Source organism: Snodgrassella sp. W8158 (assembly GCF_016100435.1).
Lineage (GTDB): Bacteria > Pseudomonadota > Gammaproteobacteria > Burkholderiales > Neisseriaceae > Snodgrassella > Snodgrassella alvi.
The window spans coordinates 384,284-399,812 of sequence record NZ_JACFSM010000002.1; the positions used below are offsets into that span (position 1 = coordinate 384,284).

At 38.5% G+C, this 15,529-nt stretch carries 14 protein-coding genes; 1 reads left to right on the plus strand and 13 read right to left on the minus strand.

What is annotated here, in order from left to right:
• Positions 1 to 209: 209 nt before the first annotated feature.
• The 8 genes from H3V11_RS06280 to dapA form a co-directional block, all read right to left on the minus strand.
• Complete coding sequence (locus H3V11_RS06280) at positions 210 to 1,028, minus strand: symmetrical bis(5'-nucleosyl)-tetraphosphatase (RefSeq protein ID WP_100125323.1); 819 nt, start codon at positions 1,026 to 1,028, stop codon at positions 210 to 212.
• A 60-nt stretch (positions 1,029 to 1,088) separates the two neighbouring features.
• Complete coding sequence (locus H3V11_RS06285; RefSeq protein WP_100125324.1) at positions 1,089 to 1,475, minus strand: RidA family protein; 387 nt, start codon at positions 1,473 to 1,475, stop codon at positions 1,089 to 1,091.
• Positions 1,476 to 1,505: 30 nt separating this feature from the next.
• The gene (gene hemW / locus H3V11_RS06290; protein WP_096765279.1) at positions 1,506 to 2,705 is read right to left on the minus strand and encodes a radical SAM family heme chaperone HemW; all 1,200 of its coding nucleotides are present in this window, start codon (positions 2,703 to 2,705) and stop codon (positions 1,506 to 1,508) included.
• On the minus strand, positions 2,698 to 3,309 hold the full coding sequence (gene rdgB, locus H3V11_RS06295) for an RdgB/HAM1 family non-canonical purine NTP pyrophosphatase (protein ID WP_096765278.1): 612 nt from the start codon (positions 3,307 to 3,309) through the stop codon (positions 2,698 to 2,700). The genes hemW and rdgB overlap by 8 nt, the downstream gene beginning before the upstream one ends.
• Complete coding sequence (locus tag H3V11_RS06300) at positions 3,302 to 3,541, minus strand: NGO_0222 family membrane protein (RefSeq protein ID WP_025330449.1); 240 nt, start codon at positions 3,539 to 3,541, stop codon at positions 3,302 to 3,304. Before H3V11_RS06300 ends, rdgB begins: the two co-directional genes overlap by 8 nt.
• Positions 3,542 to 3,734: 193 nt before the next feature.
• Positions 3,735 to 3,977, minus strand: coding sequence for a hypothetical protein (locus tag H3V11_RS06305; protein ID WP_025330450.1), 243 nt, complete (start codon positions 3,975 to 3,977; stop codon positions 3,735 to 3,737).
• Between the two features lie 745 nt (positions 3,978 to 4,722).
• Positions 4,723 to 5,871, minus strand: a complete 1,149-nt coding sequence (gene bamC, locus H3V11_RS06310) for an outer membrane protein assembly factor BamC (RefSeq protein WP_198223890.1) — start codon at positions 5,869 to 5,871, stop codon at positions 4,723 to 4,725.
• A gap of 46 nt (positions 5,872 to 5,917) precedes the next feature.
• Positions 5,918 to 6,793, minus strand: a complete 876-nt coding sequence (gene dapA / locus H3V11_RS06315; RefSeq protein ID WP_025330452.1) for a 4-hydroxy-tetrahydrodipicolinate synthase — start codon at positions 6,791 to 6,793, stop codon at positions 5,918 to 5,920.
• A gap of 224 nt (positions 6,794 to 7,017) precedes the next feature.
• On the opposite strand from dapA, the gene H3V11_RS06320 reads away from it, so the two are divergent.
• Positions 7,018 to 8,412 carry a nucleobase:cation symporter-2 family protein gene (locus H3V11_RS06320; RefSeq protein WP_037394020.1) on the plus strand — a complete coding sequence of 465 codons (1,395 nt, stop codon included), beginning with the start codon at positions 7,018 to 7,020 and terminating at the stop codon, positions 8,410 to 8,412.
• 251 nt (positions 8,413 to 8,663) lie between these two features.
• Here H3V11_RS06320 and H3V11_RS06325 read toward each other — a convergent pair whose 3' ends face one another.
• The 5 genes from H3V11_RS06325 to H3V11_RS06345 form a co-directional block, all read right to left on the minus strand.
• The gene (locus H3V11_RS06325; RefSeq protein WP_078475283.1) at positions 8,664 to 10,064 is read right to left on the minus strand and encodes a DHA2 family efflux MFS transporter permease subunit; all 1,401 of its coding nucleotides are present in this window, start codon (positions 10,062 to 10,064) and stop codon (positions 8,664 to 8,666) included.
• 777 nt (positions 10,065 to 10,841) lie between these two features.
• On the minus strand, positions 10,842 to 11,588 hold the full coding sequence (locus tag H3V11_RS06330) for a phosphate/phosphite/phosphonate ABC transporter substrate-binding protein (RefSeq protein ID WP_078475282.1): 747 nt from the start codon (positions 11,586 to 11,588) through the stop codon (positions 10,842 to 10,844).
• A gap of 1 nt (position 11,589) precedes the next feature.
• Complete coding sequence (locus H3V11_RS06335; protein WP_078475340.1) at positions 11,590 to 12,087, minus strand: PAS domain-containing protein; 498 nt, start codon at positions 12,085 to 12,087, stop codon at positions 11,590 to 11,592.
• A gap of 445 nt (positions 12,088 to 12,532) precedes the next feature.
• A complete protein-coding gene (locus H3V11_RS06340; RefSeq protein ID WP_078475281.1) occupies positions 12,533 to 12,895 on the minus strand; it encodes a roadblock/LC7 domain-containing protein in 363 nt (120 codons plus the stop codon).
• Positions 12,896 to 13,502: 607 nt separating this feature from the next.
• On the minus strand, positions 13,503 to 15,479 hold the full coding sequence (locus H3V11_RS06345) for a DNA topoisomerase IV subunit B (RefSeq protein WP_078475280.1): 1,977 nt from the start codon (positions 15,477 to 15,479) through the stop codon (positions 13,503 to 13,505).
• Between the last annotated feature and the right edge of the window lie 50 nt (positions 15,480 to 15,529).

The window sequence follows — 15,529 nt, forward strand, 5'->3', positions numbered from 1 at the left end:
CATCATACTTGGCTTAGGTAAAGATGCAATAGCTGTATCTTAGTCTTTTTTAGCTAATGTAGGGTAGTATTAAATAATACAGTTTAAACGTTATCGTTACTGTATTAATAGTACATGAATAAAAAATTCTTCACAACATCATGTTTCAAGTGAAATATTTGTTTTCAAGGCCAACTATTAGTATGTTAAAGTCATTATTTTAACTGTATTTAATTTTCAATATTTAACTTTATTTCACTTGGTATCTGTACCACGCTTCTGTCATTCAGATTAAAAGCTGTTAGGCTACCCCCCCATAAAGCACCGGTATCCACACAAACAACATGATCGGCCTGATATAAACCTAATGCCGACCAATGACCGAATAGAATGGTTTTATCGACATTTTGGCGGTGCGGCGCCTTAAACCATGGTATATGATGCGCTGGTATATTGATGAGCGTCCCTTTATAATCAAAATCCATTGCTCCATCATCAGTCAGTGCACGCATCCGGGTAAAGCTGTTAGTGATAAAACGCAATCTCTCATCGCCACTGAGATTATTGTTCCAGCGAACTGGTTTATTGCCATACATTTGGGAAAAAAATTGTTCCGGTGTATTTTGTAATACGGTTTCCACTTCCTGAGCCAGTAGCTGTGCCTGATCGCATGTCCATTCCGGCCATATCCCTGCATGTACCATGACATAATTGTCCTGCTGGCGATACAAAGGTTGTCGGAGTAACCAGTCAATTAATTGTTTTCTGTCGGGCGCATTCAGAATGTCACTGATTGTATCTGCACGTTTGAGTTTGCCATAACCATAATGCAGTGCAAGTAAATGTAAGTCATGATTTCCCAGAATAGTCTGCATACAGCCATCATGCTGTTTTACCAGACGCAATGTGGCCAGTGATTGCGGGCCCCGGTTTACCAGATCGCCGGTAAGCCATAAGGTATCAGTACCGGGATTAAAATTCAGTTTATCCAGTAGTTTTTTAAACTCTGTCAGACATCCCTGTAAATCACCAATCACATACTGTGCCATGTTCATCTCCTGAGAAATCGGGATAAACCTAATCAAACTGGTTTGTCCCGATTTGTCTGTTTACTTGTCCAGTACCAGAATGGCTTCAGCTTCAACCAGAGCACCTTTAGGTAAAGCAGAAACTTCAACAGCAGCACGAGCTGGATAAGGAGTTGTAAAGTATTGCGCCATAATCTCATTAAACGTAGCAAAATTACTCAAATCAGTCAGATAGGCATTTACTTTTACCAAGTCATTCAGACTGCCTCCGGCAGCTTCTGCAACCGCCCGGAGATTTTTAAACACCTGATGTGTCTGTTCAGCAAAACCGCCATCAACGATTTGCATTGTTTCAGCTACCAACGGAATCTGACCGGAAAGATATACTGTATTGCCAGCACGCACTGCTTGTGAATAAGCACCGATAGCAGCCGGTGCTTTCTCAGTATGAATAATATTTTTTCCCATGTTTTTACTCCTTGGTATGAAAAGGGGTTATCAGTCTTTCAAAAATAAAGCCAGTAAATCGTTCAGAAAAGTACGTCCGAGTGCAGTCGGACGTAAGTTTAACGGATCTGCGTCCATTAAACCTCGCTCTACGGCCTGAGTAATCGCACATTGAATGGAGGTAACAGGCAAGCCGGTACGCTCGCTAAACCATGTAGTAGGAACTCCATCAGTTAATCTCAGAGCATTCAGCATAAATTCAAAAGGTAAATCCTGTGCAGAAATTCGCCGGCGGACAATAGCACACTGAGGTTGCTGCTGCATCGCTTGCAGATAATCTTTCGGATGCCTGCACCGGGTAGTGCGCTCAATTGCCTGAGCACTGGATATCTTACCATGAGCGCCAGCTCCGATACCGATATAATCACCAAATTGCCAGTAGTTCAGATTATGCCGGCATTGTTGCAGAGGCTGGGCGAAGGCAGACGTTTCATAATGATGAAAACCTGCCTGTGACAGTGATGTATGTACAGCTTCTTCTATATCAGCAATATGGTCATCATCCGGTAGCTTCGGAGGAGGTGAATGGGCAAAAGGTGTATTGGGTTCCAGTGTAAGCTGATAAGCACTAATGTGCCTTACGCCAGTTGCAATTGCTGTATTAATATCTTCCTTTGCCTGTTCGACAGTTTGTCCTGGTAAGGCATACATCAAATCAATATTGAGTTTAGGAAACAGAATTAAGCCTGATTCAATGGCATTTAGTGCTTCTTTGCGGTTATGAATTCTTCCCAGTGCAGCCAGTTTGTCATTGGCAAAACTTTGTACTCCGATGGAAAGCCGGTTTATACCAGCTGCTGCATAGTCTGCAAAACGATCGCGTTCAAATGTGCCCGGATTGGCTTCAAGGGTAATTTCTGCTGTGGGTATCAGATTAACCCGCGCACGAATGCCGCTTAAGAGCTTTTCAAATGCAGATGCGGAAAATAGACTAGGTGTCCCTCCGCCGATAAAAATTGTGTGAACAGACCTACCCCAGAAATAAGGCAGTTCAGTTTCCAGATCAGTTAATAAGGCATCAATATACTTCTGCTCATCCAGTTCTTGTTTAAGCTGATGCGAATTGAAGTCGCAATACGGACATTTGCGAACACACCATGGAATATGAATATACAGAGATAGTGGCGGTAAACTGGTCAAAACTGGCGTAACAGAATGCGGTATTTGCAGAGAAACGGGAAACTCAGACATGAGTATTCAGGCCATACTGCTGACGCAGTTTATCCATTAAAATATTTAATGCCTGAGCACGATGACTTATCCGGTTTTTTTCTTCCTGACTCATTTGTGCAGCAGTCAGTTTCTGGTCTGGAACATAAAAATGCGGATCGTATCCAAAACCATTGCTTCCTGCAGCAGAGGATTGCCACAGCCCAGACCAATTGGCTTCAGCAATTAATGGCTGTGGATCATCAGGATGACGCACTAAAACCAGTACACATACATAAAACACACTTTTGTCATCACAATTGCGTAATTCATCATCCAGCTTGGCATTATTGGCTGTATCTGATTTCGTTTCTGTACCTGCATAACGTGCTGAATGGACACCAGGTTTACCATGCAGTGCATTGGCACAAATACCAGAATCATCGGCCAATGCCGGTAAGCCACTATAACGGCTGGCATGACGTGCTTTAGCGAGTGCATTTTCAACAAATGTGATATAAGGTTCCGGGCACTCAGGAATATTAAATTCAGACTGCGGAACAACTTCGATATTTAAAGAATTAAACAGGCGGCTAAATTCAGCTAGCTTGCCCTGATTATTACTGGCAAGAACAATTTTATTCATGGTTTACATCATTTGAGGATAACACTTGATTAATTTGCCGGTATGCACGTTCACGCAAAGTAAACGCCAGCGCAGCAAATTGCCCCAGTACACTAATGAAAGCGAGTAAACAGCAGATTATCGCAATAGTGTGCTGTTGATGTACCCAATAATAACAGCCCAGCACAACCCAGCCAATAAACATAAATGTACATGAAGCCAGAATGAGTAATAAAAGTTTGAGTTTCGTCATTCGTAAATGCTTTAAAAAGATATAAATTGGCTGGGCAGATTGGTTAATTAAGAAAGATACAGCTATTTACGATTATTACTTACAGCCGGAATAAAATAAATCAGTTTATAAATCAATTTTAAGTAAAAAAATATGAGTTATTTATAAAATACAGATTAATATTAATTATAGTGATTTCATAAACTGAAAAATTTTATTTTTTTCCCAATGAAGTAAAATCTGTAGTTGTTTCAGATTTCTGCTGATTCTCTTGTTTCATTTTGGTTAATTTAAAGGTCAAAGGCATTTCTCCGATGGCCATAATTGCACCTAGGATAAAAAATGTTTTACTATAAATTGTCAGTTGCTGATCTTTATTATAGAGAAAAAATCCGATACCGAGAAAGATTACAAACATAAGGCTTGTGCAGATATGCATTATAATTAATTTTTTCATTAGTCTGATATCATAAAAGGTTAAAGAAGAAATTACGACCAATTATATACAGAAAATCTGTTAAATGAAAACTATTGTAAATATTTAAACAATAAATATTTACAGCTTACGATTAAAAATATGCATATAAAATAAATTGATATTATTTACAATGGATATTGAATTAATTTAAGTTTCGATTAATTTTAATTATTTTAATGGTAAATGGCGTTAGTATTATTAAGCCGAGTGCAGCAATAATAAAACAGGTGATACTATACCATAATGGATAACGTATATCCGCAAAGAATATTGTACCGATAACCAAAGCCGCAATTACGGTCATTGAAAGAAAACAATAACTAACAATTAATTTTTTCATATTTGACACTTCAGAATTTTTTATTTTCTATCTTTAGAATCTGTTTATCTGTCTAATAAACAAGAAAACCGGTTTTATAATAAACAGATTGAACAGTAAAAAAGATTGTATAAAAATAATTTTATTTTTAAAAGATATAAATATTAAGTCGTTAGTATGTAATTTAAAAAAGTATTTGATAAGCAATTTAATTGAACCCTGAAAACAGCATAAAACAAAAATCCGGTGCCAGTTAAATTAATCTTAAAGTAATTGATTAGCTTTGAATACAAATCAAACAATCCATTTAATCCAAATTAATTCTAATTATTTAATTAGGCGATCTGAATAAAAGTCTGGATAGTTGTTTGGTTTAAAAAAGCCTGCATAAGCAGGCTTTTAAAGTTAGCGTAATTGCTGATCCAGTTGCTGAAGCCATTTTGTGGCATCTTTTCCGGTATATATTGTGCCATCTTCATTGGCCAAAGTGACACGTGTTCCGCCATCCTTGAGAGGTATTGCCAGTACCATCAGACGAGGTTGCTGTTTTGGCTGTTGCTGTTGTTCAGCTTTTTTGCTGCGCCCGAACATACGTCCGAATAATCCTGGTTTTTTATGAGAAACAGAAGAGGCTTCTGCAGCAGCTACTTCAACCAGATAAGCATATTGACTCTGGTTTTCTCCAATTACATTCAGACCAACACGATCCAAAGCCAGTGCAACACGACGCCAGTTACGTTCCTGAGGCCCAAGCAGGTAAATACTATTGCCATCAATTTTGGCTAAATTGTATTCATTCGGGTTTTGTTTTTGGGCAGCTATCTGTTGCTGTACCTGTTTGGCGTCTGCACCAAGATATTGCATAAAGCGTGCAAGAAATGCTGCTTCCAGCTCAGGCTCATTAGGTCTTGGCTGCCATGCAGTGCTGTCACCATCTTTGCTGGTATAGACTTCTTTCATACCTTTCTGGCTGAAGAATACATCTGTACCGCCTTTGCTGTTACGTTCCAGACGGATAGTAAACATATCCCGCTCGCCGCTGGAGTAAACACCACCCAGACCTACTTTTTCGAATATACCGCGAATCACATCAGATGGTAGTTTGGCACGGTTTTCCGCCCAGTTGGTTTGCATCAGACCAATGGATGGTTCTTCACGCTCGATAGTAAAGCCCTGTTCCTGCCAGAATGCTCTGAGCAGCGGCCATAATTCAGCAGCTTGTTTGTTATCGATAGTCAGCCAGCGAATACTTCCATCACGCTGCAAATGAATATTCGGTACCTGAGTCAGTACCTGTGTATTCGCATTATTCTGGGTTTTGCCCGCTTTTTTGTTCATGTCACTGGCACGTACAGCCCCATTAATCAGTGAACTGCCAGGTGCACTAAAGCGGTTCCCCTGATTCGGATCAGTCAAATCAGGAGGTACATCCAGCTGAACAATTTTTTTATTGTCAGACTGATAATCCAGTTTAGGCAGGTTTTCTTTTTTGCTGGCACAGGCGGCAAGACTTGCTGCCAGCAGGGTTAGAGCAACGGTTTTACTTATATTCATATCGGCCACTTTCAGTGTGCTTTACAATGGCAATTTAGGCTTGTGTTTAAATTAATTCGGCTTCCTGCATGGCGGCCAGCACGACAGCCTGTCCGGCAGGAGTTAATTCAGTAATAGGCAGACGGCAAACCGGATTGATTTTACCCAGTTTAGACAGTGCCCATTTCGTTGGTGCAGGGCTTGGTTCACAGAAAAGATCACCATGCAGACGCTGTAATTTATCATTTAAAGCGCGTGCACCTGTAATATCTCCGCGCAAAGCTGCATGACACATATCTGCAAACAATTTCGGAGCAACATTAGCAGTAACGCTGATCACACCATGACCGCCGCACAGTAAAAATGCCAGAGCAGTAGGATCATCACCGGAATAAACTGCAAAATTTTCAGGTACGTGCTTAAACAAATAACATGCGCGGCCAATGTTACCAGTGGCTTCTTTAATACCAACAATATTGTCAATTTCTGCCAGACGTAAAGCAGTGTCCGGTTGCATATCGGCAACAGTGCGACCCGGGACATTATACAAAATCATGGGGATACTGGTTGCTTCGGCAATAGTTTTAAAGTGGCGGTAGATACCTTCCTGATTGGGTTTGTTGTAGTAGGGTACTACAGACAAAGTCATATCAGCACCAGCCTGCTGAGCCTCCTGAGCCAGATAAATTGCTTCGTGAGTATTGTTGGCGCCAGTACCAGCAATCACTTTCACGCGTCCGGCTACATGTTCTACAGCAGTTTTGATGACATTCAAATGCTCATCCACGCTAAGTGTGGCTGATTCACCGGTTGTTCCCACGGCGACAATGGCATCGGTTCCGGACTCGATATGCCAGTCAATAAGCTGTTTGTATTGTTCATAATCAATACTGCCATCTTCATGCATAGGCGTTACGATGGCAACCAGGCTGCCTGTCAACATAATTCTACCCTTTACAGGTGAGCTAAAAATGTGATGATTGTAGCGTATTTTTTGCTTACATGGAAAACTGCCGGTATTCGAACCACTTTTGATAAAAGTAGTTTGCTTGTGTTAAAGATTCTATTCCTCAATAGTTTGCTCTGGATTAAACAGTGCCGTATCGCTTAAAATACGCTGCTTTATATACATTTCACACATGCATAAAGCAAATAAGGAAGGATGACATGGCCGATAATTCCTCTGTTCGTAAGCAGAATGAACACTCTGATCTGGTCTATGGTCTGGAGGAAAAACCTCCTGTTTTAAATGGTTTGCTCAGTGCATTAACCCATTTACTCGCTCTTTTTGTCCCTATGGTGGCACCGGCTCTTGTGGTGGGCGGTGCGCTGAAACTGCCGGCTGACATGACTGCTTATCTGGTCTCAATGTCTATGGTGGCTTCAGGTGTAGGTACTTATATTCAGGTACACCGCTTTGGTGTTATTGGTTCGGGGCTGTTATCAATTCAATCAGTTAATTTTTCATTTGTCACTGTCATGATTGCGCTGGGGCTGGGCATGAAAGAAAGCGGGATGAATGAAAATACTATGATTTCAACTTTACTGGGCGTCTCATTCGTGGGCGCCTTTTTAGTAATCGGGGCATCATGGCTGTTACCTTTTCTTAAAAAAATCATCACTCCTACTGTAAGCGGAGTTGTGGTATTGATGATAGGTCTGAGTCTTATTCATGTCGGTATTACTGACTTTGGCGGTGGTCTTACTGCAAAAGCAAATCATACTTTTGGTTCATGGTCTAATCTGGCTCTGTCCACATTTGTACTGTTTACTGTATTGTTATTTAACTGCTTTAAAAATGCATGGTGGCGTATGGCCGGCATTGCGGTAGGTTTGATATCAGGTTATGTAATTGCGATTTTTATGGGAATTGTAGATTTTTCCAATCTGCACGATTTACCCTTAATTACAATACCGATTCCATTTAAATACGGCTTTGCTTTTGACTGGCATGCTTTTATGGTGGCCGGTACTATTTATCTTTTAAGTGTATTTGAAGCAGTAGGTGATTTAACTGCTACCGCCATGATTTCTAATCAGCCGGTAGATGGTCCGTCGTACACAAACCGTTTACGCGGCGGGGTAATGGCTGATGGTCTGGTATCCGTAATTGCTACAGCACTGGGTTCATTGCCGTTAACCACTTTTGCCCAGAATAATGGCGTTATTCAGATGACGGGAGTTGCTTCCCGGTATGTCGGTAAATATATTGCTGCTATTCTGATTATACTTGGCTTATTTCCATGGGTTGGTGCTATTTTTACCACTATTCCCAGTCCGGTTTTAGGTGGCGCAATGGTGGTTATGTTTGGTTTGATTGTAACTGCCGGTATCAGAATTATTATTACTGCCGGTATCCGACGCCGTGAAGCAGTTATCTGTGCTACATCACTGGGGCTTGGTTTGGGTGTGGCTTTTGAACCGGAAGTATTTGCTCAGTTACCAATATTGTTTCAAAATCCGATTTGTATGGGCGGAATTGTAGCGATTATTCTAAATATAGTGCTGCCACATGATAAAAGTGAACCGGCTGTTTATTTAAGTGACGACATTCCACATTAATTAATATCTGAAAAAAGGCTGCTGAAAATATTGGCAGCTTTTTTTATAAATTTAAAATAATAATTTTAAATAGTAAGTTCTACTTTAATTAATGAGTACTATAAATTACATGGAAAAGTTTAATTATTTGTAGTTCTGAATGGTATTAGTTTTGTATTAAAAATTACTTTTAGTTTGATATTATCCTTTGACTTAATAACAATATCAGGCAGATAAGTAATTTTTTTGTCAGAATTCAGAAAATTGTTAATCTATGCATTTTCTTTTGTAAGCAGATTAGCACCGTCAGTTGAATGCAGACGGGCAAATATCCAGCTTGAAAGCAGAGTGAACACGCCGAGAATAATAAAAGTAATGCGAAAGGCGGTAGTAATATTGTGATTGATAAAGCTGGCACGACTGAAAGATTGCAAAAGTAATGCGCCAATTGCTATACCGAAACTTAATGCCAGTTGCTGGTTAACAGCCATCAGACTAGTGCCGCTACTAACTTGATTAGGACGTAAATCAGCCAGTGTAATGGTATTCATACCAGTAAACTGCAAAGAGTTACAGGCGCCCAAAATACACAGATGTAATAATATCAACCATTGCGGTGTACTGGCACTGATTAAAGCGAGTGACATAATCAGTATACCGATAATACGTGTGTTCCAGGCAAGTGTATTACGATAACCAAAATGATTCATTAAAGGCTTCAGAAAGGGTTTGGCAAATATAGCCGCCAAAGCAAGAGGCATCAGCAGCCAGCCTGAATTTACCGCATCATAGTTAAAAGCAACCTGAAATAATAAAGGCAATAATAAAGGCAGGGCGCTCATGCCAAGGCGGCTTACTAAATTACCTGCCAGTCCCAGACGAAATGTACGCACCAGAATTAAATGCGGAGGATACAAAGCACAGTTGTTCTGGCGTGCATGAGCAAGATAGGCAAATAAAGCGCCAATACCAGCAATAGCCATCATACAACCAAATAAAATATTGTTAGCATGTGACATGGTTTCAAAAGTAAGCGTCATGCAAAAAGCAGATGCCGAAAACAGAAAGAAACCTAATCCATCAAAGTAATTTGCTGGCCGGTTAAAATTGGGCATGATATACCAGGTAACCAGTAATCCTAATAACCCTATCGGTACATTGAGTAAAAATATCCAGTGCCAGCTGGTATATACCACAAGATAGCCACCAATAATTGGTCCCAATACCGGTCCGATCAGAGCCGGCATAATGGCATAATTCATAACAGTTATGAGCTTAGAGCGGTCGTAGGCCTGCATCATGGTTAAACGGGCTACCGGTGTTAGCATTGCGCCGCCTAAACCCTGAATGATTCTGGCCAGTACCAGCAAAGCCAGATTATTACTTGCAGCACACAGTACAGATCCAATAATAAATATGACCATAGAACCCATAAAGAGTTTACGAGTTCCTAATTTATCCGACAGAAAACCAGACAAAGGCATCATTATTGCTAGCGTTAGCGCATAGGCAATAATTGCCGATTGCATATTAAGCGGTGACTGCCCAAGATCGGCAGCCATTGAGGGCAGAGCAGTATTCAGGATAGTAGCATCCAGCTGCTGCATAAAAATGGCTATAGCCAACAAAATGGGCAAAAAGCGAGAAGGTTTACTGTCGTTAATAGAAGCCATAATTGTTGTTTATCAATAATGTATTCATTTATTATAACAGACTCATGTAATGCATTATTTTGTTAATATAAAAGCATAAATTTATGAAAGTATATTTTTTATATTCATAATTTTAAGATAATAAATGTATATAAGAAGTGTTTATGCTTTAAGGTTGATATATGTTTTATTATGGTAGATTAATAATGCGAAGCAGGCATGCATTACCAAATTCTGATAAGTAATTTTTTATAAAATATAGGTTTGTTGAGTTTGTTTATAATGTTCGGATAATTGTATAGATAGATATTATTTTATTTTTTCTGAATCATATTTAAGCTTATATAAAAGTCTGGTGAAAAATGCCAGTATATGGATTATTTAAGGTATATCTGTTTTTTACATTTATTAAACTTGTTTACCAGAAGACACATTGCTTCACTACAATGGAAAAAGCTAACAAACATACAAAGTAATCATTATAAATTTAGCGTAAAAAACAAAATATTCAGATATATTAAATAATAGTCATTGCGTATATATCATTATGAATATAAAATAAATTTATTATTGCAGATGCTGTTAAGTACAAGCTTGCTTTTAGTATCCGGCTTATAAAAAAATTTTTCAAATAAGGTGGATAATTATAAAATGAGAAAGTATTGAATAAATCTCAAAAAATTTATATAGGTTGTACATGGATAATATCTACTCTGTTTATATAAACAAAAAGATTAGATATAAAATAAACCGTGTTAGCTTAATAAAGCTAACACGGCCTAGAATGCAGTAATAGACTTACATACGTAATGTGTCTACAACATCAATCATGAATTCCATATCTTCTTCAGATAACTCGGTAAAACCTTCTGGAAAACTTAATGCTTTAACAATAGTAGCGCCATCAGAATCGTCTGCCATTTTGCATAATATCTCTCTCAACGGCTCTGCTTTATCAGCTATATCTTTATGATATAACATGACATGAGATACTTCATTAATCCGGCTTTTCAGTAATACTTTTAACTGATCTTTGGTAACAGAGTTAAAGCTGTCATATACTTCAGCTTGAATAATGCCAATTTTTGCTTGTTGGCGGATAACACTGGAAGCTACCATAAGGAAGTTATCTTTACGATTGATAACCAGCTCATCATCGCTCAGATTAGCTGGTTCAAGCAAACGCAAACCAATAAAGTTGGCATCTTCATTATTGGAAAGAGCCAGTTCAACAGTACCTTTGAGCTCTTCAATAGCATTAATTTCCGAATCAGCCGCAGTAACAATTACAATCTCATCTGGTTGATTTTTAGGTTTAACCAGTGGTAAATAACCTTGTTCACGTACATAATTACCGGCAGCAAACGGATTAACAAAAAGCATAGAGACTTTTTCTTTATCTTGCTGTGCTTTTACTTCATCAAATGAAGGAGGCATAATCAGAGAAATATTCTGATTGCTTTTCTTTTGCAGGTAATTATTTAGCAAATACCATGTGCTGAACTGATCAGGCAAATAATCGGGTACAACCATTAAACTCAGCATATTATTTTCCTTCCTGTTCAGTTTTCAGCATTTCTATATACTTGGCACTCATTTCGTTAACACGTTCACGGCTTGGTTTGCGACGAATTGAGCTATAGCCAATCACTTTGCCTTGACGTAAGTTCGGAATTACAGTGGCGTATACCCAGTAATGGCCGCCATCTTTTCGTAAGTTTTTAACATAACCGTACCAGCGTTCGCCTCTTTGCAAGGTTTCCCACATATCGGCAAATGGAGCTTTTGGCATGTCAGGATGACGTAAAAGGCAGTGTGGAGCACCAATAATTTCATCACGTGCCCAGCCACTGATATCAACAAAGACGTCATTGGCATGCGTGATAATACCGTTAAGATCTGTACGTGATACAATTAAAGCACCATCAGGATAAGGAAATTCCTGATGAGTTACATATACTGTTGATTCTCCGTCTTGCTGATAATGCTTAATTTTATACTCTGAAAATTCACCTTCAGGCTTTGGCTGAATCCAACGACTCATATCCATATTTATCTGTCCTTCAATTTTGGTTTAATCTGATAAAGAATGAGTGTGCTTAATAGAAATGCATTTCAGATTTTTTATTTTTCTTACAGTAGTTTATTCTTTCTACTTTAATAAATTTACTGCTAATATAAATTTCTGGAAATGCATACAATCGGGATTTTAAATATTACCCAATACATATATGCGATGCGTTTCAATATAGTTATAAAACATTTAAACGCCCTTTCATGCAATAAATTTAGTTTTAGCTTTAGTTTTCTTTAGGTTTGACTAACAGCAATTTAGTCAGAATTCAGAAAATATCCGAATACAAGAGTACTGCCTGATTTTAAAGCTTATTTTTACAGTATTATAAACTGCAATAAAACGTGTTAATTTCAAATTTGCATGAGCGGGTATTTAAATAGCATTGCATATTTCAGATCAAGCAAATTGATTATTAACTAAAATGGTCAGCTAATTCTTTCAATGCCCGTTTAGCTTCAAACAGAATCAGACCTAATTTGGCTTCATGAGTGGTAGTAATGGTTAACAGAATAGCTTCAGAGGCCTGAAACAGCAGCATGTAGCCTTTATCAGTATGAATAATGGTATTGTCCAGAGTACCTTTTAATACCTCTTTTGCAGAACGATTACCCAGAGACAGTAATGCTGCAGCCATTGCACCAATACGGTCTTCATCCATGCCACTCTGCAAAGCTGAAGCAATTGGCAAACCATCAGTTGAGATAACTGCTGAAGATGTAATGTCGGGTGTACTGTTCAGGGTTTTCAATACGCCGTCGATAAAATCATATTTCATGGAAATTCCTCTTAAATTGACTGTAACTTTGTCAATTATAAAGATGGGTGAATGTTTTTGCAAAAAAATGTTATTAAATTTTATTAATTATCTTTATTTAAGCTTTCTATTTTATTTACATTTCTTTATTTTTTAGTTTATCTATAATTATTCAGAACCAATGAAAGCTATTGTTACAGTTTATTGAATTTTATTGAAATGTAAATGAAATTATAGCATTTTAGATAGTAGATTGCGTAATATAATCCTGTCAACTTAGCTAAAGTTTGATATTTATCAAATGTTATCTCATTTTTTATATTTTATATGCTATTGAGACTGCGAATATATGTTTAATTCTATGCTTAACTAATGGTAAATGAATTGTTTTAAATATTAAAATCTTACTTTTTTAGTGCATATTAATATATAAATTAATAGTGTGTTGTAAGTTTGCTTATATATTTTACAAATTTAAATTAATGTTATTTATTAAAAAGACAATTAAGTGAAATCAGTGCCCTTATAGTTTGATAATGTTAATTATGTTTATTTTGTTGTTTAATATATAAATTAATTTAAACAGGTTGTTCTCAATATGATAAACAACCTGTTTGTTAGGTTAATTTCAAATATCGGCTTCTACTTTATCTCCTTCAGCTTCCATCCATACTCTTCTGGAAGCTGCTTCACCTTTTCCCATTAATTTGATAAAAATATTTCGGGTTTCACTGTTTTCTTCATCGGGAATATGTACTTGCAACAGACGGCGTGTATCCGGATTCATGGTAGTATCCTTGAGCTGATCAGGATTCATTTCGCCTAAACCTTTAAAGCGATTTATGTGATAAGTACTTTTTTCTAATTGCAGTCTGTCTTTAATGCTTTCCAGTTCTGCCTCATCCTGAGCATAAATCTTGCGTGCAGGTTTGCTTTTACCCTGTGCATTTACATCTATACGAAAAAGTGGTGGTTGGGCTACATAAATGTGTCCGGTCTCTATCAGTCGCGGGAAATGGGTATAAAACAAGGTGAGTAATAGAACCTGTATATGAGCACCATCAACATCAGCATCTGATAAGATGGCTATTTTTCCATAGCGTAAGCCAGATAAATCAGGATTATCGTTTCTACCGTGGGGGTCTACTCCGATGGCAACAGAAATATCATGTATTTCTGCATTACCAAACAATTGGTCGCGATGAATTTCAAAACTGTTTAAAACTTTACCGCGCAATGGAAGAATTGCCTGAGTATTTTTATCCCGGGCCAGTTTAGCTGAGCCGCCGGCTGAATCACCTTCTACCAGAAACAATTCATTTTCTCGGATGTCTTCACTTTCGCAGTCAGTAAGTTTGCCTGGTAAAACAGCTACGCCAGAACCTTTTTTCTTTTCAATTTTTTTAGTTGAACGCATTCGCGCCTGAGCCTGACTAATAGCCAGTTCAGCTATTTTTTTACCTGTATCGATATTCTGGTTTAACCAGAGTTCTAATGGATCACTACATACTGCAGCTACCAGTTTGAGTGCATCACGACTGGTTAATTTGTCTTTTGTCTGCCCTTGAAACTGAGGATCGAGCAACCGTGCAGAGAGAACAAAGGCAACGCGTGAAAAAACATCATCTGACTGTAGTTTTACGCCGCGCGGAAGTAAATTATGATGATTGATAAAGTTGTTTACAGCGTGAAAAACTGCCTGTTTCAGCCCGGCTTCATGAGTGCCGCCTAACGCGGTAGGGATCAGATTAACGTAGCTTTCACTTGGTGTATGTCCGTCTTCCAGCCATGTCAGAGCGAAAGCTGCACCTTCACCCTGATTAAAGTCAGTTCCATGATTTGAGTTTAAATAATTTTCACTTGAGAAAATGGGTGTGGCAGTCTGGCTATCTGAAAGTAAGTCAAGTAAATAGCTTTTCAGGCCATTCGGATAATGCCAGTTTTGTGTCTGAGCTTCATCCGTAGCATTCTGGTAGCGGGTAAGGGTAACATTCACGCCGGGTAATAAAACAGCTTTAGCACGTAAATTGCGTTCCAGTTCCGGCAGATTGTATTGCGGATTATCGAAGTAATGTCCGTCAGGCCAGATACGAACTTCGGTACCACTGTCTTTAACGGCGCATTTGCCGGTTACAGACAAAGGCTTAATGACGTCACCACCAGCAAAGGCAATATGGTAAATATTTCCGGCTCTTTTGACAGTAACTTCAAGCCGGGAAGACAGTGCATTGGTCACGGAAACGCCTACACCATGTAAGCCACCTGAAAAAGCATAAGCACCGTCGCCGCTTTTTTTATTGAATTTACCACCAGCATGTAGTTGGGTGAAAACCAGTTCAATTACGGGTACTTTTTCGGTTGGGTGTAATCCGGTGGGAATACCGCGACCATTGTCTCTGACGGTAACGGATCCATCGGGATTCAGAGTAACATCGATATTTTGTGCATAGCCGCCCAGAGCTTCGTCTGCGGCATTATCAATTACTTCCTGAATGATATGAGTAGGGCTATCCGTTCTGGTATACATACCAGGGCGTTCTTTAACCGGTGCCAGACCCTTCAGAACGGTGACACTGGATTCATCATAAGTTGTGGATTTGCTCATAATTTATTTTTAGATAAGTATTAATCGCAATATAAAACAAATTACCGTAA

What these genes read in the sequence shown, in the direction of transcription:
- H3V11_RS06345 (WP_078475280.1), bottom strand. Translation starts at nt 15,479, where the DNA reads ATGAGCAAATCCACAACTTATGATGAATCCAGTGTCACCGTTCTGAAG.
- H3V11_RS06305 (WP_025330450.1), bottom strand. Translation starts at nt 3,977, where the DNA reads ATGAAAAAATTAATTATAATGCATATCTGCACAAGCCTTATGTTTGTA.
- bamC (WP_198223890.1), bottom strand. Translation starts at nt 5,871, where the DNA reads ATGAATATAAGTAAAACCGTTGCTCTAACCCTGCTGGCAGCAAGTCTT.
- H3V11_RS06285 (WP_100125324.1), bottom strand. Translation starts at nt 1,475, where the DNA reads ATGGGAAAAAATATTATTCATACTGAGAAAGCACCGGCTGCTATCGGT.
- dapA (WP_025330452.1), bottom strand. Translation starts at nt 6,793, where the DNA reads ATGTTGACAGGCAGCCTGGTTGCCATCGTAACGCCTATGCATGAAGAT.
- H3V11_RS06300 (WP_025330449.1), bottom strand. Translation starts at nt 3,541, where the DNA reads ATGACGAAACTCAAACTTTTATTACTCATTCTGGCTTCATGTACATTT.
- H3V11_RS06320 (WP_037394020.1), top strand. Translation starts at nt 7,018, where the DNA reads ATGGCCGATAATTCCTCTGTTCGTAAGCAGAATGAACACTCTGATCTG.
- rdgB (WP_096765278.1), bottom strand. Translation starts at nt 3,309, where the DNA reads ATGAATAAAATTGTTCTTGCCAGTAATAATCAGGGCAAGCTAGCTGAA.
- H3V11_RS06280 (WP_100125323.1), bottom strand. Translation starts at nt 1,028, where the DNA reads ATGGCACAGTATGTGATTGGTGATTTACAGGGATGTCTGACAGAGTTT.
- H3V11_RS06325 (WP_078475283.1), bottom strand. Translation starts at nt 10,064, where the DNA reads ATGGCTTCTATTAACGACAGTAAACCTTCTCGCTTTTTGCCCATTTTG.
- H3V11_RS06330 (WP_078475282.1), bottom strand. Translation starts at nt 11,588, where the DNA reads ATGCTGAGTTTAATGGTTGTACCCGATTATTTGCCTGATCAGTTCAGC.
- H3V11_RS06335 (WP_078475340.1), bottom strand. Translation starts at nt 12,087, where the DNA reads ATGAGTCGTTGGATTCAGCCAAAGCCTGAAGGTGAATTTTCAGAGTAT.
- H3V11_RS06340 (WP_078475281.1), bottom strand. Translation starts at nt 12,895, where the DNA reads ATGAAATATGATTTTATCGACGGCGTATTGAAAACCCTGAACAGTACA.
- hemW (WP_096765279.1), bottom strand. Translation starts at nt 2,705, where the DNA reads ATGTCTGAGTTTCCCGTTTCTCTGCAAATACCGCATTCTGTTACGCCA.